Annotated in this window: 15 protein-coding genes; 4 read left to right on the forward strand and 11 right to left on the reverse strand. The window is 72.4% G+C overall.

Features of this window, described 5'->3' with window-relative positions; translation table 11 throughout:
* Positions 1–120 precede the first annotated feature (120 nt).
* Positions 121–1,068 carry an NAD(+) diphosphatase gene (nudC, locus tag ACFVUT_RS07180; protein WP_389644034.1) on the reverse strand — a complete coding sequence of 316 codons (948 nt, stop codon included), beginning with the start codon at positions 1,066–1,068 and terminating at the stop codon, positions 121–123.
* 44 nt (positions 1,069–1,112) lie between these two features.
* Positions 1,113–2,507 carry a dipeptidase gene (locus ACFVUT_RS07185; RefSeq protein ID WP_389644032.1) on the reverse strand — a complete coding sequence of 465 codons (1,395 nt, stop codon included), beginning with the start codon at positions 2,505–2,507 and terminating at the stop codon, positions 1,113–1,115.
* Between the two features lie 173 nt (positions 2,508–2,680).
* On the opposite strand from ACFVUT_RS07185, the gene ACFVUT_RS07190 reads away from it, so the two are divergent.
* Entirely contained in the window at positions 2,681–3,463 is a 783-nt protein-coding gene (locus ACFVUT_RS07190; RefSeq protein WP_389644028.1) for a hypothetical protein, read from the forward strand.
* Between the two features lie 33 nt (positions 3,464–3,496).
* Here the strand turns inward: ACFVUT_RS07190 and ACFVUT_RS07195 are convergent, their stop codons facing one another.
* From ACFVUT_RS07195 to ACFVUT_RS07210, 4 genes are all read right to left on the reverse strand, one after another.
* Positions 3,497–7,291, reverse strand: a complete 3,795-nt coding sequence (locus ACFVUT_RS07195) for a UvrD-helicase domain-containing protein (RefSeq protein ID WP_389644025.1) — start codon at positions 7,289–7,291, stop codon at positions 3,497–3,499.
* Positions 7,292–7,453: 162 nt separating this feature from the next.
* Complete coding sequence (locus tag ACFVUT_RS07200) at positions 7,454–11,026, reverse strand: ATP-dependent helicase (RefSeq protein WP_389644022.1); 3,573 nt, start codon at positions 11,024–11,026, stop codon at positions 7,454–7,456.
* A gap of 76 nt (positions 11,027–11,102) precedes the next feature.
* Positions 11,103–11,366 carry a hypothetical protein gene (locus tag ACFVUT_RS07205; protein ID WP_389644020.1) on the reverse strand — a complete coding sequence of 88 codons (264 nt, stop codon included), beginning with the start codon at positions 11,364–11,366 and terminating at the stop codon, positions 11,103–11,105.
* Complete coding sequence (locus ACFVUT_RS07210; protein ID WP_389644017.1) at positions 11,353–11,817, reverse strand: MGMT family protein; 465 nt, start codon at positions 11,815–11,817, stop codon at positions 11,353–11,355. Before ACFVUT_RS07210 ends, ACFVUT_RS07205 begins: the two co-directional genes overlap by 14 nt.
* 221 nt (positions 11,818–12,038) lie before the next feature.
* Here ACFVUT_RS07210 and ACFVUT_RS07215 point away from each other — a divergent pair, with 221 nt between their 5' ends.
* From ACFVUT_RS07215 to ACFVUT_RS07225, 3 genes are all read left to right on the forward strand, one after another.
* Positions 12,039–14,942, forward strand: a complete 2,904-nt coding sequence (locus ACFVUT_RS07215; RefSeq protein WP_389644014.1) for a lysylphosphatidylglycerol synthase domain-containing protein — start codon at positions 12,039–12,041, stop codon at positions 14,940–14,942.
* 185 nt (positions 14,943–15,127) lie between these two features.
* Positions 15,128–16,732, forward strand: a complete 1,605-nt coding sequence (locus ACFVUT_RS07220; protein ID WP_389644011.1) for an alpha/beta hydrolase — start codon at positions 15,128–15,130, stop codon at positions 16,730–16,732.
* Positions 16,733–17,025: 293 nt separating this feature from the next.
* Entirely contained in the window at positions 17,026–18,606 is a 1,581-nt protein-coding gene (locus tag ACFVUT_RS07225) for an alpha/beta hydrolase (protein ID WP_389644009.1), read from the forward strand.
* Between the two features lie 73 nt (positions 18,607–18,679).
* Here ACFVUT_RS07225 and moeZ read toward each other — a convergent pair whose 3' ends face one another.
* The 5 genes from moeZ to ACFVUT_RS07250 form a co-directional block, all read right to left on the reverse strand.
* On the reverse strand, positions 18,680–19,858 hold the full coding sequence (gene moeZ, locus ACFVUT_RS07230) for an adenylyltransferase/sulfurtransferase MoeZ (RefSeq protein ID WP_389644007.1): 1,179 nt from the start codon (positions 19,856–19,858) through the stop codon (positions 18,680–18,682).
* An 85-nt stretch (positions 19,859–19,943) separates the two neighbouring features.
* The gene (locus tag ACFVUT_RS07235) at positions 19,944–20,948 is read right to left on the reverse strand and encodes a spherulation-specific family 4 protein (protein WP_389644004.1); all 1,005 of its coding nucleotides are present in this window, start codon (positions 20,946–20,948) and stop codon (positions 19,944–19,946) included.
* The gene (locus tag ACFVUT_RS07240; protein ID WP_389644002.1) at positions 20,936–21,901 is read right to left on the reverse strand and encodes an NAD-dependent epimerase/dehydratase family protein; all 966 of its coding nucleotides are present in this window, start codon (positions 21,899–21,901) and stop codon (positions 20,936–20,938) included. The genes ACFVUT_RS07235 and ACFVUT_RS07240 overlap by 13 nt, the downstream gene beginning before the upstream one ends.
* A 202-nt stretch (positions 21,902–22,103) precedes the next feature.
* Positions 22,104–23,258 (reverse strand): hypothetical protein, encoded by a 1,155-nt coding sequence (locus tag ACFVUT_RS07245; protein ID WP_389644809.1) that lies wholly within the window; start codon positions 23,256–23,258, stop codon positions 22,104–22,106.
* 700 nt (positions 23,259–23,958) lie between these two features.
* Entirely contained in the window at positions 23,959–25,887 is a 1,929-nt protein-coding gene (locus tag ACFVUT_RS07250; RefSeq protein ID WP_389643999.1) for a DUF3492 domain-containing protein, read from the reverse strand.
* Between the last annotated feature and the right edge of the window lie 122 nt (positions 25,888–26,009).

Here is a 26,009-nt window from a genome sequence, read left to right on the forward strand (position 1 = left end):
CGCCCGCCCGGTGCGCGTCCGGGGCACGTGCTGCCGGGCGGTCCCGTACCTGTCCAAGGGCACGCCGCCGCCGTACATGTCCTGGGGGTGCTGCACGCCCCTCGTGCGGTGCGCCGCGGGTCAGCCGACGGCGCCGGGCTTCGGGAGCGGCTTGCCGTACCAGAGTTCGATCAGGCGGGCCGCGATCGAGATGCCGAACGGGGGCATGACCTCGCCCGACTCGAAGGCCGCCGTCAGGTCCTCGCGGGAGAACCAGCGGGCCTCCTCGATCTCCTCACCGTCCACGTCGATCTCCGCCGACGTGGCCCGTGCCATGAAGCCGAGCATCAGGCTCGACGGGAACGGCCAGGGCTGGCTGGCGATGTACTCGACCTTGCCGACCGTGATGCCCGCTTCCTCGAACACCTCACGGGCCACGGACTGCTCGATCGACTCACCCGGCTCGACGAAGCCCGCAAGCGTCGAGAAGCGGCCCTCGGGCCAGTGCACCTGGCGGCCCAGCAGGGCCCGGTCCTGGTCGTCCGTCACCAGCATGATGACCGCGGGGTCGGTGCGGGGATAGTGCTCGGCGCCACAGGCCGGGCAGCGGCGGATGTGCCCGGCGGCCGCGATGACCGTGCGCTCGCCGCAACGCGAGCAGAAGCGGTGCAGGCGCTGCCAGTTCTCCAGGGCCACCGCGTGCACCATCAGACCCGCGTCGCGGGGGCCGAGCAGCAGTCCGGCCTCGCGCAGCCCCGCCGGACGGGCCGGCTGGTCCATCCGGCCGGGCAGGGAGTCCTTCTGGAGTGCGAAGTAACTGACGCCGTCCTCGTCGGTGCCGAGGAAGTAGCGGTGGGTCTCGGTGAGCGGCGCCTCGAAGGCCGGGGTCATGACGATCTCCGTGCCCCCGTCGGCCGTGTCGTCGATCAGCACCTGCCCGCCGGAGACGACGAACACACGGGTGGTCGGGTGGCTCCACGCGGCGGACAGCCATGCCTCGTCGAGGCGGTGGTGCGCCGCGCGGTCGATGCCGCTGGGCGCGGTGAGACCGATGGGCCGGTCTGCGGTGGCGTTGTCGAAGGTGCTCACAGGTGCTTCCTACTCCCCCGGGACGGATCGGGTGTTCAGAGGATTCAGCGGAGGGCGGCGGCCAGCTCGCCCCAGAGGTGGGCGGTTGTCTCCACGCCCTTGCACAGGAGGTCGATCTCGACCTTCTCGTTGGGGGCGTGCCAGCCGTCGGACGGTACGGAGATGCCCAGGAAGAGGACGGGTGCGCCGAGTACGTCCTGCAGGTCGGCGGCCGGTCCCGAGCCTCCCTCGCGGGTGAAGAGGATCTTCTGGCCGAAGGCCCGTCCCATGGCGCGGGCCACAGCCTGCAGGGCGGGGTGGTCCAGCGGGGTCAGACAGGGGCGGGTGGCCGGAGCGAAGGTGATCCGGTGCCGGACACCGGCCGGGATCTGTGTCCCGGCCCAGGTCCGCACGGCCTGCTGGATGTGGTCGGGGTCCTGGCCCGCGACCAGCCGGAAGCTGATCTTCACCAGGGCGGAGGACGGGATGATCGTCTTGCTTCCGGCGCCCTGGTAGCCGCCGCCGATGCCGTTGACCTCCGCGGTGGGGCGGGCCCAGATGCGTTCCAGCGTGGAGTAGCCCGCTTCGCCCGACGCCGCTCGCGACTTGGCGGTACGCAGCCAGGTGGCTTCGTCGAAGGGCAGCTCGGCGAAGAGCGCGCGCTCGGCGGCGGTGAGTTCCGTCACGCCGTCGTAGAAACCGGGGATCGCGACCCGGCCGTCCGCGTCGTGCAGCGCGGCGACGAGCCGGGCCACCGCCGTCGCCGGGTTGGGGACCGCGCCGCCGAACGAGCCGGAGTGGATGTCCTGCTCGGGGCCGTACAGCTCGATCTCGCACTCGGCGAGGCCGCGCATGCCGGTACAGACCGTGGGGGTCGTCTCGTCCCACATGCCGGTGTCGGAGACGATCACGGCGTCGGCGGTGAGCCGGGCTGCCCGCTCTTCGACCAGGGCGCGGAAGTGCGGTGAGCCGGACTCCTCCTCGCCCTCGACCAGCAGCTTGAGGTGGACGGCGGGGGTGGTGCGGCCGGTCGTGGCGAGGTGGGCCCGGACGCCGAGGGTGTGGAAGAACACCTGCCCCTTGTCGTCGGCGGCGCCCCGCCCGTACAGGCGGCCGTCGCGGATCACCGGCTCGAACGGGTCGGTGTCCCAGCCGTCCTCGCGGGCGGCGGGCTGCACGTCGTGGTGCCCGTAGACGAGGACGGTCGGAGCGTCCGGGTCGGCGGACGGCCACTCGGCGAAGACCGCGGGAGCGCCGGGCGTCTCCCAGATCTCGGTGACCGGGAAACCGGTCTCCCCGAGTTTGGCGCACAGCCACTCGGCGCTGCGTCGTACGTCCCCGTCATGGACCGGTTGAGCGGATACGGACGGGATGCGCAGCCAGGCGGCGAGGTCGTCGAGGAAGGCTGTGCGGTGCTGCTCGGTGTACGTACGGACAGCGTTGTCCGGGGTCTCGCTCATGGCCTTGAGCCTAGTGCCTCGCCCAGGGAGGTCCGCCCGCGCGCGACGCCGGGCCGCACTGCCCTCGCTGTGGCCGGATATCTGTCGGCAGCGCCGCTCCTCCCGTTGAATGGTTTCCGTCGAAGGCTCCGCGGGACAGCGCTCGGCGCCCGGCCGCGAGGGAGGAGAGGGAGTTGAGCAATTCAGGCGGGGGAACGCCGCCGATTCGGCGGGCCGGGGAAATAGCGGCGTGGGTCTCGGCGATCACCGCTGTCTTCGGTCTGCTGCTGGCAGTGTTCGGGGTTCCGCTCGTCGGCGGCTCCTCGGTCAACCGGAGCATCGCCGACCATGCCGGCGCCCCAAACACCTCGTCCACGCCGGCTCCGCCGGAGACGGACGCCCCCGGCGCCCCGGACGCGACCGTCGACCCCGACACCGCGCCCTCGGAGTCCTCACAGCCCTCGGGGTCGTCACAGCCCTCCGTCCCGCCGCAGCCCTCCCCGCCGGCCGTGCCCAAGGGCTGGCACCGTGTCGACGAACCCGGCCTCACGGTCGCCTTCGCCGTGCCGGACGGCTGGAACCGGAAGGAGCGCAACGGCATCCAGAGCACCTGGACCTCCCCGGATCGCGCTCATGACATGAGCGTCAAGCGGGACACGTCGTACGGGGCGACCGCCCAGGCGGCCTCCGCCGGGCAGCTCGACTGGTACCGCGACACCGCCAGGTCGTCGATGGCCGGTCTCAAGGTCGTCACGCACACCACCCGGCAGAACGGCCGCGACGCGCTCTGGCTGGAGATCGACTACCACTGGGCGGGTCAGAGCGGGCCCCGAAAGCGTGTCGAGGTCTTCGTGGCGGGCACGGCGGGCCGGGTCTACCAGCTGCTCCTCGACACCGCCGCCGACTCCGGGAAGCTCGCCACGCAGCGGCGACTGTTCGCGACCGCGCGCGCCCAGCTGCTGATCGACAGGTCTTAGGACAGCAGGCGCGTCGGGCCGCGACGATGCCGGCTACCCCGTGGGAGGTGGTTCGTCCAGCAGGAGCCGTTCCAGCTCCGCCCGGCCCGGGAGGCGGGTGGGGCGGACGGTCTCCCCGCTGCGTACGTACAGGAACGTGGCGGTGACGTCGGTGAGCGGCAGATCGTGCAGCTCGGCCCAGGCCAGGCGGTAGACGGCGAGCTGGAGGGGGTCGGCGGTGTGGGCGCGGGCGGTCTTCCAGTCGACGATCTCGTAGGTGTCCCCGGTGCGGTACACCGCGTCGATACGGCCCCGGATCACACGGCCGGCCAGAGTGATCTGGAACGGTGTCTCCACGCGGTACGGGGTGCGGCGGGCGTACGGGGTGCGCTCGAAGGCCTCCTTGAGTGCGGCGAGGTCGCGCTCGTCGGCGATCTCGGCGTCGCTCTCGTCGCCGCCGGGCAGCTCGTCCGGCCCGAGCATGGGCAGCGGCAGTTCCTCGAAGCGCGACTCCACCCAGGCGTGGAAACGGGTGCCCCTGCGGGCCGCGGGCTGCGGGGGCCTCGGCATGGGACGGGCCAGCTCCTGGGCGAAGCCGTCGGGGTCGTCGGCGAGGCGCAGCAGCTGGGTGGCGGAGAGCGAGGCGGGCACGAGGACGTCGCGCACGGTGGCGCGCGCGCGACGGAGTTCGCCGGTGAGGGCGTCGAGGTCACGGTCCCAGGAGGCGAGCGTGCGGGACTCCTCGGGGGTGAGGCGGCGCTCCCCGGCAGGCTGGGGCACGAGACCGTGCTCTTCGGCGGGCGGGGGCGTGCGCGCGGCCGGGACGGACGGCGCAGGGGCCGGGCGCGGGCTCGGGGGCGCGGGCGCGGTGTGGGCCGGCGGGGGCTCCGTCGACAGTGCCTCCCAGTCGCCGGTCTCTTCGGGGAATGCCTCGTCGTCGGCGAACGAGCCGTTGTCCGAGAACGCCTCGTCGTCGGCGAACGAGCCGTTGTCCGAGAACGCCTCGTCGCGGGGGAACAGGCCGTTGTCCGGGAACGCCTCGTCGTCCGGGAACGGGCCGCCGTCCGGACCGTCCGCGTACGGGTCGCCGTACGGCTCGTCGGTGTACAGACCGTCGTCGGCGCAGGAGCCGTCGTACGGATCCGGGGCGTCGGCCGCTGTCCCGTACGCGTCCGGTGTGCTTCCTGTCGCGGCCAGGGCCTCCAGGTGTGCCATCACCGTGTCCGCAGCGGCCCGGCGGCGGGTCAGGGCGGTGCCGTCCAGGGGGAGCGGCCACGCCCGGTCGACGTCCTTCTCGGCGAGCGCGGGGTTCTCCTCGTCCTCGTCGGGTTCGTCCGCCCATGCCTCGATCTCGCCGTACCCTGCCGCGCAGTGCTCGTACAGCTCGTGCAGGAAGGCGGACGGGCCGCGCGGCTTCTTCTGGGTCGGGCCCCACCAGTGCCCGGAACCGAGCAGCAGGGTGCGGGGGCGCGTGAAGGTCACGTATCCCAGGCGCAGCTCCTCGGTGTGCTGGTGCGCCTTCATCTCCTCCTTGAAGCCCTTGAGCCCCTTGGCGTCCCAGGAGTGGACGGCGGGGAGGGTGGCCGTGTCCCCGCGCAGGGCGTGCGGGAGGACCTTGGGCTGGGAGGTCCACGCGTCGCGGGACTGGCTGCTGGGGAACTGGCCGGTGACCAGGCCGGGCACCGCGACGACGTCCCACTCCAGACCCTTCGACTTGTGGGCGGTGAGGACCTTGACGGTGTTCTCACCGCCGGGCAGCGCGTTGTCCAGGCCCTTCTCGTACTGGACGGCGGTGCGCAGGAAGCCGAGGAAGGCGAGGAGGGTGGCGTCGCCGTCGGTGGCGGCGAAGCGGGCCGCGACGTCGAGGAAGTTGGCGAGGGTCTCGCGGCGCCGGGCCGCCAGCGCGTGCGGTGACGCGGAGAGCTCGACCTCCAGGCCCGTGGTGGCGAGGACGCGGTGCAGTACGTCCATCAGGGGGTCGGCCAGCGAGCGGCGCAGGTCGCGCAGTTCGGCGGCCAACCGGGCGAAGCGGACACGGGCGTCGGCGGAGAACGGAAGTCCGTCGTCCGCCCCGCCGCCCGACGCGAGGAAGGTGTCCAGCGCGTCGGCGAGCGAGATCACTTCGGCCGGGTCGGTGCCTTCGACGGCCTCGGCGAGGCGGCGGTCGACGTCGAAGCCGTCCTCGTCGCCGGGGGCCGCGCGGTGCACGAGGAGACGGGCACGGCGGCCGAGGAGCGCCAGGTCGCGGGGGCCGATGCGCCAGCGCGGGCCGGTGAGCAGCCGGACCAGCGAGGCGTTGGCACCGGGATCCTGAAGGACCTCGCAGACCGCGACGAGGTCGGCGACCTCGGGCAGGTGCAGCAACCCGGACAGTCCGACGACCTCGACCGGGATGTCGCGGGCGACCAGCGCGGCCTGGATCTCCGGGAAATCGCCCGCTGTGCGGCACAGGACGGCGATCTCGCCCGGCGCCTTCCCGGTCCGCACGAGGTGGGCGATCGAATCGGCGAGCCAGTCGATCTCCTCGGTGTGGGTACGGAGGAGCGCGCAGCGGACGATGCCGTCGCGCTCGGCGCCCGGGGCGGGGCGCAGCGCCTCGACGCCCTCGTGCATGGCGCGCAGCGGCTCGGCGAGGCCGTTGGCGAGGTGGAGGAGGCGTCCGCCGCTGCGGCGGTTCTCGCTGAGGGAGTACCGGGTGGCGGGCGTTCCGTCGGCGTGCGGGAAGTGGAGCGGGAAGTCGTCGAGGTTCGCGACGGAGGCACCGCGCCAGCCGTAGATCGCCTGGCAGGGGTCGCCGACGGCGGTGACGGCATGACCGGTGGGCCCCGCCCCGGCCCCTTCGCTCGCCCCTTCCGCCGCCCTTTCCCCAGCCCCTTCCCTCGCCCCTTCCCTCGCCGTCGTGACCGCCGCCGTGGCTGCCTCCCCGACTGCCTCCGTGACTGCCTCCGTGACTGCCTCCGTGACTGCCTCCCCGGGGCCACGGCCGAAGAGGGCGGAGAGCAGCAGGCGCTGGGCGACCGAGGTGTCCTGGTACTCGTCGAGCAGGACGACCCGGAACGTGTCGCGCAGGATCGCGCCGACCTCCGGTCGGGTGAGGGCCAGCTCCGCGGAGAGGGCGATCTGGTCGCCGAAGTCGAGGAGGTCGCGGCTCTTCTTGGCCTCGCGGTAGCGGCTGGTCAGCTCCAGCAGCTCGCGACGGGCCCGGGCGGACTCGGGGATCTTGCGCAGTTCGGCGTTGGTCAGCCGGGCCGTCTCCAGCGTGCGGAGCAGTTCGGTGTCGTGGTCCGCGAGCTGTTCGGGGCGTACGAGATGCTCGGCCAGCTCGGCGTCCAGCGCCAGCAGATCGCTGACGAGCGTGGGGAACGACCTGGTCAGGGCCGGATAGGGGCCGGGGGCCTCGCGCAGTACCCGGGCGGCCAGCTGGTAGCGGGTGGCGTCGGCGAGGAGACGCGTGGTGGGTTCGAGTCCGATGCGCAGGCCGTGCTCGGTGAGAAGTCGGCCGGCGAACGCGTGGTACGTGGAGATGCTGGGCTCGCCCGGGGGATCGTCCGGATCGATGACGTCCGGATCGGTCACACCGGCCGCGATCAGGGCCTTGCGGACACGCTCGGCGAGCTCACCGGCCGCCTTGTTGGTGAAGGTGAGTCCGAGGACCTGTTCCGGGGCGACCTGGCCGGTCCCCACCAGCCACACCACGCGCGCGGCCATCACCGTCGTCTTGCCCGACCCGGCTCCGGCCACGATCACCTGCGGGGCGGGCGGCGCGGTGATGCAGGCCGTCTGCTCCGGGGTGAACGGGATCCCGAGGAGTTCCTTCAGCTGCTCGGGATCGGTGATACGTGAGGACACCCCACAGAGGCTAACCGGGCGCACCGACAACGAGCCGGGGCTGCCGCACCGCCCCGGACCCGGCCGAGGGCACGCAGGCGCTCGGACACCCCGGCCGTAGGCGGTAGGCGGTCAGGCACCCAGACGGTCAGACGGTCAGACGGTCACTGCAGGATGTGGCGCTCATTCCAGAATGTGGCGGCCCTCCGGCTGTGCGCTGCACGCGGCCCGGAAGGCGCAGTGTGTGCAGTGCGTGCCGGTCGTGGGGGTGAAGCGTTCGTCGAGAACCCGGCCGGCAGCCGTGGCCAGCAGGTCGGACACCCATGCTCCGGAGAGCGGTTCCTGGGCCTGCACCTTGGGGAGGGCTTCGCCCCCCTCCTTCTTGGGTGCGGGCTGGCGCAGTTGTACGAGTTCGGCGCCGCCGGGCAGAGGACGACGGCCGTCGAAGATCTCGTCGACCGCTCCCTCCTGTACGGCCAGCTGGTACACGGCGAGCTGGGGGTGGCGGGCGACCTCGTCCTTGGTCGGGGACTGCTTGCCGGTCTTGAAGTCGACGACGTACGCCCGGCCCTCGGCGTCCTGTTCGACGCGGTCCATGGAACCGCGGATGCGTACCTCGTACTGTCCCGCTGCCAGCGTCACGTCGAAGTCGTGCTCGCTGGCGGCGGCGGTGCGGCCGACCCGGTCCATGACATGCCAGCGCAGGAAGCGTTCCAGGGCGGCCCTGGCCTGTTCCTTCTCCTGCTGGGACTTCCAGGGGGCGTCGAAGGCGAGACCGTCCCAGACCGAGTCCAGCCGCTCCATCAGGACGGCCAGATCGGCCGGGGTGCGTCCGGAGGCCACTTCGTCGGCGAGGACGTGGACGACGTTGCCGAAGCCCTGCGCGGCTGTCGCCGGGGCATCCGCCTTCACCTCGCGGCCGAGGAACCACTGGAGCGCGCAGGCGTTGGCGAGCTGGTCGAGCGCGCTGCCCGAGAGGGCCACGGGCTGGTCGCGGTCGCGGAGCGGGACGGCGGAGCGGGTCGGCTCGTACAGGCCCCACCAGCGGTAGGGATGCGCCGCCGGTACGAGCGGCTGGCCCTCGTCGTCGGTGAGGGCGGCGAGGCGGGCGAGGCGATGGGCCGCCTCCTCGCGCAGCGCGTCGGAGGCGTCGGGGTCGACAGTGGTGGCGCGGAGCTCGGCGACGAGCGCGGCGACGGCGAGCGGGCGGCGCGGCCGGCCGGTGATGTCGCGCGGTTCGACGCCGAGCTCGGTGAGGAAGCGCGACGGCTGGTCGCCGTCGTCGGCGGGCGCCTTGACCGCGGTGACGACGAGACGTTCGCGGGCACGGGTCGCGGCGACGTAGAAGAGGCGGCGCTCCTCCGCGAGGAGCGCGCCGGGGACGAGTGGTTCGGCCAGGCCGTCGCGCCCGATCCGGTCCGCTTCGAGCAGCGAACCCCGGCGGCGCAGGTCCGGCCAGAGCCCCTCCTGTACTCCTGCGACGACGACGAGGCGCCACTCCAGGCCCTTGGACCGGTGCGCGGTCATCAGCCGTACGGCGTCGGGGCGCACCGCGCGCCTGGAGAGGGTGTCGGCGGCGATGTCCTGGGCGTCGACCTCTTCCAGGAAGTTGAGGGCGCCGCGCCCGCCGGTGCGCTCCTCGGCGCGGGCCGCGGTGTCGAAAAGCGCGCAGACCGCGTCGAGGTCGCGGTCGGCGTTGCGGCCGCCCGAGCCACCGCGCAGCGCGGCACGCTCCAGCCGCCCCGGCCACTGGGTGCCGGCCCACAGCTCCCACAGGGCCTCCTCCGCGGTACCGCCTCCTTCGAGCAGCTCACGCGCCTTGCGCAGGAGCGCGCCGAGGCGCTGGGCGCCGCGGGCGTACGCCGGGTCGTGTGCGACGAGGCGTTCGGGTTCGGCGAGTGCGCGTGCCAGGAGGTCGCCGGAGGGCGCGGGTACACGATTCCCGGCGGCCCGCTCCTCGTCACGCAGGGCCCGGCCCAGTCGGCGCAGGTCGGCGGCGTCCATGGAGCCGAGGGGGGAGGCCAGGAGCGTGAGAGCGGTCTCGGTGTCCAGCCAGGAGGACTCCGCGAAGGCGGGCGCCTCCCCGCCGGACCCGGCAGATGCCTCATCGAACACTGCAGATGCCTCGCCGGGAGCCCGGCCGGGAGAAGCGGAGGCTTCCAGGACCGCAGTGCCCGCGTCCACCGAGTCCGCGTCCCCCAAGTCCGCGTCCACCGAGTCCGCGTCCACCGAGCTCGTGGCCTCCGCGCCCGCCGAAGCCGGAACCACTGTCTCCGCACCCACCGAAGCCCGGACCGCCGGGACCGTCGTCTCCGCGCCCGGCGCACCCGGGCGCAGCGCCGCTGTGGCGACCGCGCGGAGCGCCGTCAGGAGCGGCGCCACCGCCGGTTCGTGGCGCAGGGGGAGGTCGTCGCCATCGATCTCCAGGGGGACGCCCGCCGAAGTCAGCGCCCGGCGCACCGAGGGGATGGTGCGGCCTCCGGCCCGTACGAGCACGGCCATCTCGTTCCACGGGACGCCGTCCTCCAGGTGCGCGCGGCGCAGCAGATCGGCGATGTTGTCGAGCTCGGCGGAGGCCGTCGGGTAGGTGTACGCCTCGACGCTGCCGCCTTCCCGGACCGCACCGAGCTCCCGGTGGGCGCGGACCTTCGCCGAGGGCAGCCGGGTCAGCGGCATACGGCGGGTGAGCAGCCGGGTGGCGGCCAGCAGTGGTCCGCCGGACCGGCGCGAGGTGGTGAGGACTCCGACGGGTGCCGGGGCGCCGTCCGCCCGCCGGAACATCTCCGGGAAGTCGAGGATGCCGTTCACATCGGCACCCCGGAATGCGTAGATCGACTGGTCCGGGTCACCGAAGGCGATCAGGTCCCGCCCTCCCCCTGTGCCCGGCGCACTCCCCCGGTTGCCTGCCAGCGCGCGCAGCAGCCGTACCTGCGCGGGGTCCGTGTCCTGGTACTCGTCCACGAACACCGCGTCGTACTGTCCGGCCAGCAGCTCCGACACCTCGGGGCGTTCGGCGAGCAGTACGGCCCGGTGCACCAGTTCCGCGTAGTCCAGCACTCCCTGCGCGTCCAGCACGTCCAGGTACTCGGCGAGGAACTCGGCGGCGGCGCCCCAGTCCGGCCGGCCGGTACGGCGGGCGAAGTCGGCCAGTGCGTCCGGGCCGAGGCCGAGCTCACGGCTGCGGGCGAGCACCGCCCGTACCTCGTCGGCGAAGCCACGCGTGGTCAGGCAGGCCCGCAGCTCGTCGGGCCAGCGGATGTGCGCGAAGCCGTGCTTCTCCAGTTCGAGCTGGCCGGCGAGCAGGTCGCGAACGGTCACGTCCTGCTCCGGTCCGGAGAGCAGCCTCATCGGTTCGGCGAAGAGGTCGGCGTCCTGATGGGCGCGAACCAGCGCGTAACAGAAGGAGTGGAAGGTGGTCGCCTGCGGGCCGCGGGCGGCACCGAGCCGGGCGGCCATCCGGTCGCGCAGTTCCACGGCGGCCTTGCGGCTGAAAGTGAGGACCAGGATGCGGGCCGGGTCGCCGCCCCGCGCGACACGTGCGGCCACCGCCTCGACGAGCGTGGTCGTCTTGCCCGTGCCGGGTCCGGCGAGCACCAGGAGCGGGCCACCGGGATGATCAACCACCGCGCGTTGTGCTGCGTCCAGAAGAGGGGGTTCCACGGAGCCCGGCGGAGTACGCACCAGTCGGTACGCGCCCGCGGTCCGCTGCCGTGCGTGACGGTGCGGACTGTTCCGGGTGGAGGAGGAGGAGCTCACGTGGATCGCCGGTCCTGGGGGGTGTGCTGGTGATGAAGGTGCGGTGCGTGCCGCGAACTGTCGACGCTACGCCGACTCAGGCGCGGTACGGGGCGAGTCCGCTGCGTGCCTCGTCACGTTCCGCACGGTACGGAGCGGGTCCGCCGCGTCCCTCGTCGCGCTCAGCGGCACAGGTGCCGCCGCGTCCCTCGTCGCGCTCAGCGGCACAGGTGCCGTCGAGTCTCTCGTCGCGCTCAGCGGCACGGGTGCCGTCGCGTACTGCTTCGTGTTCCGCATCACGCGCCTGGCCCGGCGCCACCCGTTGCGCCCCCGAATGGCCGAAGCTGTCAGATGTGAGCACCTCCGCCCTCGTTCCTGTCCGCGTCCGTGTCGCCGGTCACGCCGTCCCACCGCGCCCGCTTCATGTCGAGTCGCGGCAGATGGCCCTCCGCGGCGCGCGACGCCTCGCGCAGCGGCGTGCTCTCCTCGCGGTAGTGGCCCAGCGCCCGCAGCTCGTGGCCCGGCAGCAGCGCCCCGTCGGCGCGCACCACGCGCCACCACGGCACCGCGGCCCCGTACAGCGCCATGACCCGGCCGACCTGGCGCGGGCCGCCGTCGCCCAGCCACTCGGCGACATCCCCGTACGTCATGACACGGCCTGGTGGAATCAGCTCGGCGACATCGAGCACCCGCTCCGCGTACTCCGGCAACTCGTCGCTCGGCCGAGCGTCACTCGGCCGTTCGTCGCGCGGCCGTTCGCCGCCCGCTGGGTCGTTGCTCGTCCGGTCGCCGCTCGTCCGGTGTTGGCTCATCCGCCCCATCCTGCCGTACGCCACCGACAGCCCGGCCCGATCCGTGCGTGCCCTTCCACGAGGCGTGCGTGCGGATGCAAAGCAGCGTATGTTGCGCTTCGCGTGTCCGCGCAGTGCACCCTGATGCCCTCGTCTGTCGCCGGGTCGTGCCACCATCATGCGGACGGTGACCGGTGATACGAGAACACGAAGACCCATCAGAGGCGACGAAGGAGCAGGGCGTGCAGCCACCGAAGGCGGCGGACGCCCCGGACGCGTCGGGCGGGCCCGCCGACAAGCCCGGACGGAGGCAGGGAGCACCGCCCGGTCCGGACCACGCGACGCCACCCGGTCCGGAACAGGGTGCACCGCCCGGTCCGGAACAGGGAGCGCCGCCCAGCCCGGACCACGCGACGCCACCCGGTCCTGAACGAGGAACGCCCCGCGCCGAGCCGGAGGAGTCCGGTCCGCGACGGGGAAGGGTTCCCGAGCACCTGTCCGGTTCGACGCTGTCGACCGTCGCGGCGGACCAGGCCGACCGTGTCTCGGGGGACGAACCGCTGCTCCCGGCCCGGGTGCACCGCCCCTCGGATCTCCTGCGCCTCCTCATCGGGGTGCTGGCGATCGCCATTCTGTTCTCGATCGCCGCGTTCGCCCACGGCACGACGACCGGCCTCGAACAGGACATCAACAAGGGCACCGGCCAGGCGCCCGACATCCTGATCAAGCTCGCCGGCCTGGTCTCCAGCATCGCCGTGCTGCTCGTCCCCGTCGCCTTCGCCATCGAGCGGCTGATCAAACGGGACGGACTGCGGATCGCGGACGGCGTGCTCGCCGCCGTACTCGCGCACGGCGTCACGCTCGCCGCCGACCTCTGGGTGGCCAAGTCCGCGCCCGGCTCCATCCAGGACGCCCTGACCCAGCCGCAGCCCGGCGACGCGCTCACCGATCCCGTGCACGGCTATCTCGCCCCCGTGATCGCCTATATGACGGCGGTCGGCATGGCGAGACGGCCACGCTGGCGGGTCGTGCTGTGGGTGGTGCTGCTGCTCGACGCGTTCGCCATGCTGGTCGGCGGTTACACGACCCCGTTCTCGATCATCCTCACCGTACTGATCGGCTGGACCGTGGCGTACGGCACGCTCTACACGGTCGGCTCGCCGAACGTACGGCCGACCGGTCAGCATCTGATGGCCGGTCTGCGTCATGTCGGCTTCCGGCCGGTCACCGCGATGCGGGCCGAGGACGCCCCCGACTCCGGCGACCAGAGCGACCGCGGGCGTCGCTATCTGGTCACCCTGGAGGACGGGCCACCGCTCGATGTGACGGTTGTCGACCGCGAGCAGCAGGCCCAGGGCTTCTTCTACCGGGCGTGGCGCAGGCTCACCCTGCGCGGCATCACCCAGCGCCGCTCCATCCAGTCGCTGCGTCAGGCGCTGGAGCAGGAGGCGCTGCTCGCGTACGCGGCGATCGCCGCCGGGGCCAACGCGCCCAAGCTGATCGCCACCTCCGAGCTCGGACCCGACGCCGTGATGCTGGTGTACGAACACATCGGCGGCCGCTCGCTGGACGCGCTGGAGGACTCGGAGATCACCGACGAGCTGGTGCGCGGCGCCTGGCGGCAGGTGAAGGCGCTCCAGTCGCGGCGGATCGCGCATCGCAGGCTCACCGGGGACGCCATCCTGGTGGATCGTTCGGGCAAGGTGTTCGTCACCGATCTGCGCGGCGGCGAGATCGCAGCCGGTGACCTGGTCCTGCGCATGGACGTCGCGCAACTGCTCACCACGACCGGTCTGCGGGTGGGCGCCGAGCGGGCCGTCGCCGGTGCGCTGGAGGTGCTCGGTCCCGATGCCGTCGCGGACTGTCTGCCCCTGCTCCAGCCGATCGCGCTGAGCCGCTCCACCCGTGCCGCGCTGCGCCGGCTCGCCCGGGAACGCGCGCAGCGTGAACGTGAGGCGGTGCTCGACGCGTCGGACGCGGCCAAGCGTGCCAGGGCGCTCGAACACGGGGCGGCTCAGGATGCCTCCGCCGCCGGTCCGGTCCCCGACCGCAAGGCCGCCCGCAAGTCGCTGCGCAACCAGAAGCAGGCCGAGAAGCGGGCCATGGACGACGCGCTGGACGAGGCGCGCGAGGAGGACCTGCTCGCCCAGATGCGGCAGCAGGTCCTGCTGATCCGGCCGCAGGCGCCGGTCGAACCGGTACGGCTGGAGCGCATCAAGGCGCGCACCCTGGTCAGCTGCATCGCCGGTGCGATCGCGGCGTACTTCCTCATCTCGCAGTTCACCCAGGCCGACTTCGGTGCGGTCGTCGAGCAGGCGGAGTGGGGATGGGTGGCGGCGGCCGTCGGCTTCTCGGCCCTCAGCTACGTCGCGGCGTCGATGAGCCTGCTGGGCTTCGTGCCGGAACGGGTGCCGTTCGGCAAGACCGTGCTGGCGCAGGTCGCCGGATCCTTCGTGAAGATCGTCGCCCCGGCCGCGGTCGGGGGTGTGGCGCTGAACACCCGCTTCCTCCAACGCGCCGGGGTGCGTCCGGGGCTCGCCGTGGCGAGTGTCGGAGCCTCGCAGCTGTTCGGTCTCGGCTGCCACATTCTGCTGCTGGCGGCGTTCGGCTATCTCACCGGCACCGAGAAGACCCCGTCCTCGCTCACCCCTTCCAGGACCGTGATCGCCGGGCTGCTGACCGTCGCGGTACTGGTGCTGGTGGTGACAGCGGTTCCGTTCCTGCGGAAGTTCGTGGTGACGCGGGTGCGGTCGCTCTTCGCCGGAGTCGTACCGCGCATGCTGGACGTGGTGCAGCGGCCGCAGAAGCTGCTGACGGGCATCGGCGGAATGCTGCTGCTGACCGGGCTGTTCGTGATGTGTCTGGACGCGTCGGTCCGGGCGTTCAGCGGTCCGGATGTGCCGCGGCTCAGTTATGCGAGCATCGCGGTCGTCTTCCTGGCCGGCAACGCGCTGGGGTCGGCGGCGCCCACACCGGGCGGCATGGGCGCGGTCGAGGGCGCGCTGACGCTGGGCCTGATCGCGGTCGGCCTGCCGAAGGAGGTGGCGGCGCCGGCCGTTCTGCTGTACCGCCTGCTGACGCTCTGGCTGCCGGTGCTTCCTGGCTGGCTCTGCTTCAACCATCTGACCCGCAAGGGTGAACTCTGACCCCTGAGGCGAGCGTCGGCTCCCGGGGCGAGCGCCGGTCCACTGAAGCAAGCGAGCCCTGGTCCCCGGGGAGTGCTGGTTCCCACCGCCTGCCCGTCAGGCGATCGGGCGAGCGGTGGGCCCCCGGCCACCCGCTTGGACCGGTGCCTCGTGCACCGGTCCGGATCCCGCCTCACGATGAGGCCATGAGGACCTCCCCCGCCCTGCGCGCCGCCGCTCTCGCCGCCGCCGTCACCGTGCTCCTGCCCCTCACCGCCTGCTCGAAGAGCGGCCGCGGGGGCGACCCGGGCGGACCGGGGCGCTCTCCGGTTGCGGCGAACGCCGCCGAGGCGAGCAGCACCGGTGGCCTCGCCTCCCAGAAGCTGACGTGGAAGTCCTGCCCCGCCCCGACCCCGGAGCAGGGCAGCGGAACGGCCCCGTCGCCCCTGCCCGGCGGTACCCGCTGGGAGTGTTCCTTCATGAAGGTCCCGCTCGACTACGCGAAGCCGGGCGGCGAGACGATCGAGCTGGCCCTCATCCGGGCCAGGGCCAAGAACCCGGCGAAGCGGATCGGCTCCCTCATCTTCAACTTCGGCGGCCCCGGAGCCTCCGGCGTCGCCACCCTGCCCGCCTTCGGCACCGACTACGAAAAGCTCCGCGCCCGCTACGACCTGGTCAGCTTCGACCCGCGCGGGGCGGGCGCCAGCGCGGGCGTGGAGTGCGAGACCGATCAGCAGCTCGACGCCCGTTACGAGACCGACGGCACTCCGGACACCACCGCCGACGTGAACGCCCTCCTCGAAAACACCAAGATGTTCGCGTTGGCCTGCAAGAAGAACTCCGGCAGAGAACTCCCTTACGTCGGCACGACCAACGCCGCCCGCGACTTGGATCTGATGCGCCAGGTCCTCGGCGACAAGAAGCTGTACTACTTCGGCATCTCGTACGGCACGGAACTGGGCGGCGTCTACGCCCACTTGTTCCCGAAGAACGTCGGCAGGGCGGTGCTGGACGGGGTGGTCGACCCGACCCTGGACTACGAGCAGTCCTCGCTCGGCCAGGCCAAGGGGTTCCAGCTCGCGCTGGACAACTTCACGAAGGACTGCGCGGACCGCGGCGCCGCGTGCAAGCTCCCCGGCTCCAACGGGAAGGAGATCGAGCAGGGGATCTCCGAACTGCTCGGCCGTCTGGAGAAGAAGCCGATCCCGGGGCTCGGGAGCCGGCAGCTGACGCAGACCCTGGCCATCACCGGCATCGCGGCCTCCCTCTACTCCAAGGAGACCTGGCCGCTGCTGGAGCAGGGAGTGGACGAGGCCGACGGCGGGAACGGCGCGCTGCTCCTCGCCCTCGCGGACTCGTTGAACGGCCGTTCCAACGACGGCCGTTACAACAACCTCATGGCCGCCAACACCGCTGTCAACTGCGTCGACTCCAAGCTGCGCTACACCGCGGACCAGACCAAAGCGAAGCTTCCGGAGTTCCGGTCCGCCTCGCCGGTCTTCGGTGACTACCTCGGCTGGGGCCTGATGACCTGCACCGGCTGGCCGGTGGCCGGCACCTGGGACACCCCGGACGTCAGCGCCCCGGGCGCCGCCCCGATCCTCGTCATCGGCAACACCGGCGACCCGGCCACCCCGTACCAGGGAGCGAAGGCGATGGCCGACGCGCTGGGCAAGGGTGTCGGTACGGAGGTGACGTACGAGGGCCAGGGGCACGGCGCGTACAACAGCGGCGACGCCTGTGTGCAGCAGGCCGTGGGCGGCTACCTGCTGGACGGCAAGGTTCCGGCGGCCGGAACCGTCTGCGAGTAGGCCACCTCCGCAAACCACCCGGCCCCGGCGCACTCCCGCCCCGGACGGACCGCCCCGGCCCCGGCGCACGCCCCACCCCCACAGACCGCTCAGCCCCGGCGCACACCCCACCCCCACAGACCGCTCAGCCCCGGCGCACGCCCCACCCCCACGGACCGCTCAGCTCCGGCGCGCACCCCACCACCCCTACGAACCGTCCGAGGGCTGTCCCGCAATCCCCTGCGGGACAGCCCTTAGCATGGGCGCACTTTCTGTACGTCGTACGTACAGGCACATCGGGGAGGGACGTACACGTGGTCGGACACGCACGCGCCGGGGCTCTGGCCGGCGCCGCACTGCTGCTGACGGGGCTGCTCGCGGGCTGTGGCGGGGGGACGGACGACAAGCCTGCCGACGGAACGGACCACGGTGCGGCGTCCTCCCCCGGCCGGTCGTCCGCCACACCGGGCGGGCAGTCCACCGCACCGGGGCTGCCTGCCGCGCTCACCTCCCAGCGGCCGGACTGGAAGCGCTGCAAGGCCCCGGCGGGTGGCAGCGCGCCCGGTGCCGACTGGCGTTGCGCGACCGTCGAGGTGCCGTTGGACTACACGAAGCCGGACGGCGACACCATCGGGATCGCGCTGATCCGCAAGGAGGCCCGGGACAAGGGCCGGCGCCTCGGCTCGATGCTGTTCAACTTCGGCGGGCCGGGTGGTTCGGGGGTCTCGATACTGCCGCAGGCCGCCGGCTCGTACGAGCAGCTCAACGCCCGCTACGACCTGGTCAGCTTCGACCCGCGCGGGGTCGCGGGCAGCGCGGGGGTGAACTGCCGGACCGACAAGCAGTCGGAGGACGCCTACCGCGATGTCGACATGACTCCGGACACAGCGGCGGAGGAGGCGGCGTTCATGAAGGACGGCGCGGACTTCGGCGCCGGCTGCGCGCGCCGCTCCGGGAAGGTCCTGCCGTACGTCGGTACGACGAACGCCGCCCGGGACATGGACCTGATCCGTGGCGTACTCGGCGACAAGAAGCTCACCTACTTCGGCATGTCGTACGGCACCGAGCTCGGGGGCACCTACGCGCACCTCTTCCCGAAGAACGTGGGGCGCACCGTCCTGGACGCCGTCGTCGATCCGACCGCGGACACGATCGGGCACGCCCGCAACCAGGCGACCGGCTTCCAGCGGGCACTGGAGAACTACCTCAAGGACCGCGGCCAGGACCCCGAAGCGGGTACGCAGCGCATCGCCCGGCTGCTGAAGCAGATCGACAAGAAGCCGCTGCCGACCGCTTCCGGCCGCGAGCTGAACGAATCGCTGGCCATCACCGGCATCGTCATGCCGCTCTACTCCAAGAGCAGTTGGCCGTATCTGACGCAGGCGCTGGACGAGGCCGAGAAGAGCGGCACCGGCACCATGCTGCTCCAGCTGGCCGACGCGTACAACGGCCGTGACGAGAAGGGGCACTACGACACCCAGAACCACTCGCAGCGCGCGATCTCCTGCGCGGACAGCAAGCTCCGGCCGACCGTCGCCGAGGCCAGGGCCATACTGCCCGAGTTCCGGAAGCTGTCTCCGGTGTTCGGCCCGTTCCTGGCGTGGGACACGGCGGGCTGGTGCGCGCAGTGGCCGGTGGAGGGAGAGCACGTGACCCCGGAGGCGAGTGCTCCGGGCGCCGGTCCGATCCTGGTCGTCGGTACGACCGGCGACCCGGCGACGCCCTACGAGGGTGCGCAGAAGATGGCGGACGCGCTGGGTGAGGGCGTCGGCGTCATGCTCACCAACAAGGGCGAGGGACACGGCGCGTACGGCGAGAGCACGTGCGTGACATCGACCGTGAACGCGTACTTCCTCGACGGGAAGGTCCCGGCGGACGGGAAGACCTGTTCCTGACACGGAACGCGTGGGTATGCCGAGGGGGCCGGTCCGCAGTGCGCGGACCGGCCCCCTCGGCATGCTGAGTGTCTCAGTACACCGGCTTCTCGGGCTCGATCTGGTTGACCCAGCCGATCACGCCACCGCCGACGTGCACCGCGTCGGCGAACCCCGCCGACTTGAGGACCGCGAGGACCTCGGCGCTGCGGACACCGGTCTTGCAGTGCAGGACGATGCGCTTGTCCTGCGGGAGGTCCTGGAGGGCGTTGCCCATCAGGAACTCGTTCTTCGGGATCAGCCGGGCGCCGGGGATCGAGACGATCTCGAACTCGTTCGGCTCACGGACGTCGATGATCTCGATCTTCTCGTCCGCGTCGATCCACTCCTTGAGCTGCTTGGGAGTGATCGTGGAGCCGAGGGCCGCCTCCTGGGCCTCTTCGGACACGACGCCGCAGAAGGCCTCGTAGTCGATGAGCTCGGTGACGGTCGGGTTCTCGCCGCAGACCGCGCAGTCGGGGTCCTTGCGGACCTTGACCTGGCGGTACTGCATCTCCAGGGCGTCGTAGATCACCAGTCGGCCGACCAGCGGGTCGCCGATACCGGCGAGCAGCTTGATGGCCTCCGTGACCTGGATGGAGCCGACCGAGGCGCAGAGCACCCCGAGCACGCCGCCCTCGGCGCAGGAAGGAACCATGCCCGGCGGGGGCGGCTCCGGGTAGAGGCAGCGGTAGCAGGGGCCGTGCTCGGACCAGAAGACGGACGCCTGGCCGTCGAACCGGTAGATCGAGCCCCAGATGTACGGCTTGTTCAGCAGGACGGCTGCGTCGTTGACCAGATACCGGGTCGCGAAGTTGTCCGTGCCGTCCACGATCAGGTCGTACTGGGCGAAGATGTCCATCACGTTCTCGGCTTCGAGCCGCTCCTCGTGAAGGACCACGTTCACGTACGGGTTGATGCCCAGCACCGAATCCTTGGCGGATTCGGCCTTGGAACGGCCGATGTCGGACTGGCTGTGGATGATCTGGCGCTGCAGGTTCGACTCGTCGACCTCGTCGAACTCCACGATGCCGAGCGTGCCGACACCGGCGGCGGCCAGGTACATCAGGGCCGGCGAACCGAGACCGCCGGCGCCGACACAGAGCACCTTCGCGTTCTTCAGCCGCTTCTGTCCGTCCATCCCGACATCCGGGATGATCAGGTGGCGGGAGTACCTGCGGACCTCGTCGACGGTGAGCTCAGCAGCTGGCTCGACCAGGGGTGGCAGCGACACAGGAACCTCAACAATGCAGGTGGTCGGTTTCTACGTACTTCATCTACGTACGGTTCTACTCCCCGTAACACTGCCACGCCCCTCCTCATTCCGAGATACCGGGTCCGATCCGCGAGACGATTTCGTCCCAGTAACTGGGCAGCGCCGCAAATGGATCCATTTGCCCGCGTTCCCCCCTCGGCCCGTGCTGACGGTCCGGCCCGAGCCTGCCGTCCTGCGCAAATCCGTGGTCCGGCCCGGGCCCACCGTCCCGCGCGAGTCCACGATCCGATCCGGGCCCACCGCCTCGCGCGTGTCCACCGTCCTGCGCGAGTCCGCGATCCGACCCGTGTCCGCGATGCGGTCCGGGCCGGCCGTCCCGGTCCGTGAAGAAGATGGTGCCCGCGCCCTGCCAGCGGGCGATCCGCATGGCCTCATCGAGATGGCTGCGCGGAACTCCGTGGACGAAGTGCGCGAACCGCTCCGGCGGATAGTCGGCGGTCCATTCCGCCACCTGGGACCAGCGGTAGTCGGTCCACGGTCCGCTGAAGGTGACCAGTTGGTCGGCGGCCTCGGCATAGCCCGGATGCGGATGGGTGCCCAGTCCGAGCACCAGCTGTCCGCCCCTCACCTCGCGGTCGACGTGGTCGAGGAGTGTGGCGAGTGTGCCGGTGAGACGGCGGACCGCCGGAAGATCGGCGCGCCCGGCCGGGCACCGGGCCAGATAGAAGCCGTCGACGCGGTACCAGCCGAGGAAGGACTGCGCGTCGGCGATCAGCTCCCCGTAGCGGCGGCTGCCGAAGGCCAGATCGAGATGGCCGAGCAGCCGCCCGCCCGCGGCCCGGACGGAGTCCTGCGGGGCCCCGCCGTGCAGGGCCCTTTCCCGTGCGTTGCGGAGTCGGCCCGCGGCCTCCAGGCAGTGCGGGTCGGGGCGGGCGCCGGGGCCGTTGTCGATGTTGAGAACGGCCCAGTGCAGGGGCGTGCCGGGGCGGGTGAGCTCGGCCCACTCCGTGGGGGCGAGCAACGGATGCGCGTAGCCGGGGACGCCGAAGCCGAGCTGTTCGGCCTCGCCGGTACGGCGGGCGGTGTCGGTGGGAGTCAGATACGGCATGCCGCCTCCATCCAGATGTCGGCGAGGGACTCCTCCAGATTGATCCGGGGGCGCCAGCCGAGCCGGTCCCTGGCGGTGCGGACGTCGGCCTGCTGCCAGGCACCGCAACCGTCCGGGTAGGGGGACGGGGTCGCCGCGAGGTGCTCGATGACCGATTCGCTGGAGGCGCGCGGGGCACCGATGGGCAGCCGGGGCGGGGGTGAGTCGAGCTCGTGGAGTGCGCCCGCGTATCCGGCGACCCGGGAGAGGACGGCCGCCGCGTCCCGCAGGCGCACGGCGCGACCGGTACCGATGTTGACGACACCCTGCGCGGCGGAGAGCGAGGCGGCGTGCACGGCGCGCGCGACATCGCGTACGTCGACGAAGTCGCGCTGCACGCCGAGGCCGCTGAGTTTCAGTTCGCCGTCGCCGGACTGCATGGCCCGGCGCATCGCCTCGGCGAGCCTGCCGAGCGGTGAACCGGCCGGGGTGCCGGGGCCGACCGGCGAGAAGACCCGCAGCACGACGGCGTCGAGGCCGGAACCGAGGACGAGTTCGGTGGCGGCGAGCTTGCTGACACCGTACGGACCGCCGGGGCGGGGAATGGCGTCCTCCGCGGTCGATGAGCCGGGCTGCGAGGGTCCGTACTCCGATGAACAGCCGACCTGGACGAGCCGGGCCGTACAACCGCTGCGCCGCATCGCCTCGCAGACGGTGGCGACGGCGACGGTGTTGTGGCGGGTCAGGTCACGGGCCCCGCCGCGGGTGGCGCCCGCGCAGTTGACGACGACTCCGGGGTGGACGGCGTCCAGGAAGCGGGTCAGCGCACCGGGGCTGCCTCCGGCGAGGTCGAACCGGACGTCGGCGTCGTCGCCGCGGCCGAGCGCCGTGAGGTGCACGGCGGGGTCGGCCAGCAGGCGGTCGGCCACGAACCGGCCGAGGAATCCGTTGGCTCCGAGCAGCAGCACCCTCATCGCGCGCCCCCTTGGTGCCGACGGCGGCCTGCCGGTGCGGGGGATTGGGGGGTCATGTCCGGTGTCTCCTTGAGAAAGAGTGGTGCGGTACGGGAGAAGGACCCGCGGCGTCGGCTCCGCGGGGCGTGCGGTTGGTTCCTGTGCGGGTGGTGCGGTGATGCGGCGGTGCGGTGGTACGGCGGTGTGGTTTCGGGCGCGCGGGTTATGCGCGGGTGCGGGTCTCGTCGCCGGGTGTGTGGGCGGATGCCCGGGAGAGGGCGACGGTGGCGGTGATCAGCAGCCCGAGCGCGGCAGCGCCGCAGGCGACTGCGGGCACGGCTCCGGTGCCGGCCGCCACGACGAGGACGTCGACGGGACGGGCGAGGAAATGCAGACCGGGCAGCCGGCCGGCCAGGATCAGGGCGGGTGCCAGTGCTTCGAGGGCGCAGGCGGTGGCGAGGCCGACAGCGGCGGGTTCGGGGAAGCCGTGCACCGTGAGCAGCCGGGCCAGCAGGAGCAGCACACCGAGCGCGGCGGCCCCGCCGAAGGCGCCGCCTCCCCCGTATCCCAAGTGCGCGACGTACAGCAGCACGACGAGAACGCACAGGTGGAGTGCGACGGCTCCGAACAGCAAGGGGCGCACGCCGGCGGCGAACTCCTCCAGCGCGCGGCTGCCGATGAGTTTGCGGTGCGCGTGTACGGAGAAGAGGTGCGCGCACCAGGCGGCCGGGGCGACGGAGAGGGCCAGCCCCAGCAGCGGTGCGGGGGTGAGCGCCCACGGTCCTTCGGGGCCGCCGCTGAGGACCTGGTCGAGCAGCTCCTCGCCGTACAGGACGTAGCCGAGGAGCCAGCAGCCGTACACATGGGTGGTGCCCGGCGGTCGGCCTTCGGCCCGCAGGGGGCCGCTCCGCAGGGTGAGGGCGAGTCCGGCGACGGCGACGAGTGTTCCGGCGAGGGCGATCGCCAGCCGTCCCTGACCACCGAGCACGCCTTCGGTGAGCCTCAGCGCACCCAAGGTCGCGATGCAGGCGGCACCCGGTACCAGCGCGCGGAGCGACCAGGCAGCGCGCGTCTCGGTGTCGCGCTCCGGCGCGCGGGGCTCTGCCGCGGGCTCCCCCGCGACGGCGGGAACCCGGGCGAAGAGTTCCTCGGCGAGCGAGAAGACATCGCGGTGCCGGTAGTGGGCGGCGGCGCGGTCGGTGACGCCACGGGCCTCCAGTCCGGCGGCGATCTCCAAGGGATCGACGGCCCGCTCGCACAGTTCACGATGACGGTGCATCAGCGATTTCACGGGATCGACGGGCCCGCGGCGCGAGGGACCGAGCCGGCGCGCCGGAACGGCCCGCGCGATCTCGGGGGCGCGAGAGAGCGGGGGCATCGCGACCTGCTGCGAAGCGACCCGTTCCTCCGCGCCTCTCCCGGTGGCGGCCTTGCCGGCGGTGGTCTTCTCAGCCACGCTCGGATCAGCGGCTCTCGGATCAGCCGTTCTCGGATCAGCCGCGCTCGTCCCGCCCATGCTCTTCTCAGCCATGCCCGGCTCAGTCGCGCTCGTCCCAGCCATGCCCGGCTCAGTCGCGCTCGTCCCCGCCGTGTCTTCCGGCGCGAGGGCGAGGGCGAGGTCGGTGTCCGGAGCCGATACGGGGGCGGCCTCGGCCGATACGTCCCCGGCCTCGGTGCCCCGAACGGTCGCGTCGCGAACGGCCGCGCTCCGACCAGCCGTGTCCCGACCAGCCGTGTCACGAACGGCCCTGTCTCGACCAGCCGTGTCACGAACGGCCCTGTCTCCGGGGGCGTCGGCCGCCTCGTCCGGAGGCCGGAGCGACGCCGTCGCTGACGGATCCTGGCTCGGCGGCCCCCACACCGGCGCGGGCGTCTCGGCTGCGGGGGTCCGGGAGACCAGGCCCCGGGAGCGGAGGTCCCAGCTTCCGCCGCTGGTCGGCGTGGCGGGGGCGTCGCTCACCCCGGTCGGGCGGCCCATGGTGCTACCTCCGTGATCGATTCCTCCGTGGTCGTCGCCGGCCGCGCCGGGCCGCCCCGGTCCGCCGTTGCGCCCCGGGCCGGCCGTACCCCGTTCCTGTTCACCCATCGCCGCCACCCGCTCTCCGCGATCCCGCGCAGACGGCCGGGGGCTCGGTGGCCCAGCCGGGTGTGCGGTGGGTCGTGATCGCCGGAGCAGGAGCCGAGGCCGTCCACGGACCCAGGACATGTGCCTCGGGCGGAGTGGCGAACGGACGCGGTACGCCGTCGCCCTTCGCCGGGTCGGCCGCTCTGCGCACCGGCGCCTGCGAGATCAGCTCCAGATAGATGCCGTGAAATGCCGCGAGGTTCTGTTCGACGGTGAAGAGTTCGAGCGCCCGGGCGCGCGCCGCCGCTCCGAGCCGCGCGCGCCGTTCGGGGTCGCGCAGCAGCGCGAGGCAGGCGTCGGCGAGCGCCTTGGGGTTGCGCGGGGGGACGACGAGCCCGGTGCCGCCGATGACTTCGACCACCGCGCCGACGTCCGTCGACACGGTGGCCCGGCCGCAGAACATCGCCTCGACGAGGCTGATGGGGAAGCCTTCGACCACGCTGGAGAGGACGACGACCCCGCCCGCCGCGTAGGCCTCCGGCAGATCCGGCACCTCGGCCGTTCCGATCTCCTCGAAGGAGACCGGGTTGTCGCCGACGGCGTGCGCGTCCGCTGCCTCGTCGGGGAACAACTGGGCGGCGAGGGCCCGGCAGTGCGCGAGGTAGGTGGCCCCTTCCGCGCCCTGCTCCGGAGCACCGATGATGCGCAGCCTCGTGTCCGGCTCGGCCTTCCGTACGTCCGAGAACGCGTGCAGCAGTGCGATCAGGTCCTTGGCGGGCTCGATCCGGCCGACCCAGACCAGCGTGTCGTCCAGGCCGCTGTCCCCGCTCTCCCCCAGCGCCGCGAACCGGCCGGACGCCATGCCGGGGTGGACGGTGCGCAGCTTCTCGCGCGCGGCACCGAACCGCTCCTGCCAGCGGCGGGCGTGGGTGTTGCCCGGGGTGATGATCGCGGCCTGCCGGTACACCTCGGTGGCGAGCCGTCTGTGGAAGTTGGCGAGCAGGGCGCGCACCGGCGCACTCAGCGGGGAGTCGGTCGCGGTGAGGTAGTGCGCCCGCACCTGCGTCCCGTGCTCGGTCACCAGCAGCGGAACCCCGAAGAAGCGCTTGGCCAGCAGTCCCGGCAGTGCCGCGGCACCACCGGTGGTGGCATGGCAGAGGTCGACCGCGCCGAGACTCTCCTCGTCGTACCAGTCGAGGGAGAGCGGACGCAGCACACGGTCGAGTTCCCGGGCGAAGACGAGCAGGTCGGGCACGGTGGCGGTCTGGACGGTGCGCCCGGTGCCCGGGGCCCGGCAGGCGGCTTCGAGCACGCGGACTGCGGCCTCGGAGCGGAGAGCGGCGGAGAGCCCTCCGTGCTCCCGGGCCAGTTCGGCGAGTCCGTACAGGCCGTCGGTGAACCGGATGTCCGCGATGCCGGCGGCCGCACGGGCACCGCCGGGCGTACGCCGGTCTTCGCTCCGCCCGCCGGGAACCACGCCCGCGCCGGCGCTCACGCCCCCACCCGCGCCACCGCCACTGCCCGCGCCACCGCCACCGCCACCGCCACCGCCACCGCCACCGCTCACGGCATCGTCCTCGCCGCTCGTGGTCTCCGCCATACAGACGGAGGCGGCGAGAGCCGTGAAGTGCGCCGTGAAGCGCTGGCGTTCGCGCCGTCCGTACGCGCGTCCGCCCCTGCCCGTCACCATCCGGGCGAGCAGCCCCTTGGGGGTGTGGGTGCGCAGCACATGCTCGTCGGCCGTCCACAGCGGTGCCGTCCGCACCCGGCCCACCTGCGCCGGGAGCTGGACCCAGCCCTGCGCCTCCTGCTCGGCGGAGCGGCTGAGCGCGTAGAGATCGAACTCGTGCTGCGCGAGTCCGCGCACCAGACGGTCGCACCAGAGCCTGGACTCACCGTTCGCATACGGATAACCACCATCGGTGAGGAGTCCGATCCGCACGAGTGCACCCCCGATCTCCTGTGTGGGCGGCCACCGCTGGAACGGCGACTCACAGCGGGACGACCGTAAGCGGATACGCCGGTGGTGCGACGGACGGTTGTCCGTCGCACCACCGAAAGGGG

This window comes from Streptomyces sp. NPDC058051 (assembly GCF_042885475.1).
In the GTDB taxonomy this organism is placed as follows: Bacteria; Actinomycetota; Actinomycetes; order Streptomycetales; family Streptomycetaceae; genus Streptomyces.

Excerpts from the sequence above, each read along its gene's own strand:
- ACFVUT_RS07185 (WP_389644032.1), bottom strand. The coding sequence starts at position 2,507 with ATGAGCGAGACCCCGGACAACGCTGTCCGTACGTACACCGAGCAGCAC.
- ACFVUT_RS07210 (WP_389644017.1), bottom strand. The coding sequence starts at position 11,817 with ATGAGCCAACACCGGACGAGCGGCGACCGGACGAGCAACGACCCAGCG.
- ACFVUT_RS07220 (WP_389644011.1), top strand. The coding sequence starts at position 15,128 with ATGAGGACCTCCCCCGCCCTGCGCGCCGCCGCTCTCGCCGCCGCCGTC.
- ACFVUT_RS07235 (WP_389644004.1), bottom strand. The coding sequence starts at position 20,948 with ATGCCGTATCTGACTCCCACCGACACCGCCCGCCGTACCGGCGAGGCC.
- ACFVUT_RS07240 (WP_389644002.1), bottom strand. The coding sequence starts at position 21,901 with ATGAGGGTGCTGCTGCTCGGAGCCAACGGATTCCTCGGCCGGTTCGTG.
- ACFVUT_RS07245 (WP_389644809.1), bottom strand. The coding sequence starts at position 23,258 with ATGCCCCCGCTCTCTCGCGCCCCCGAGATCGCGCGGGCCGTTCCGGCG.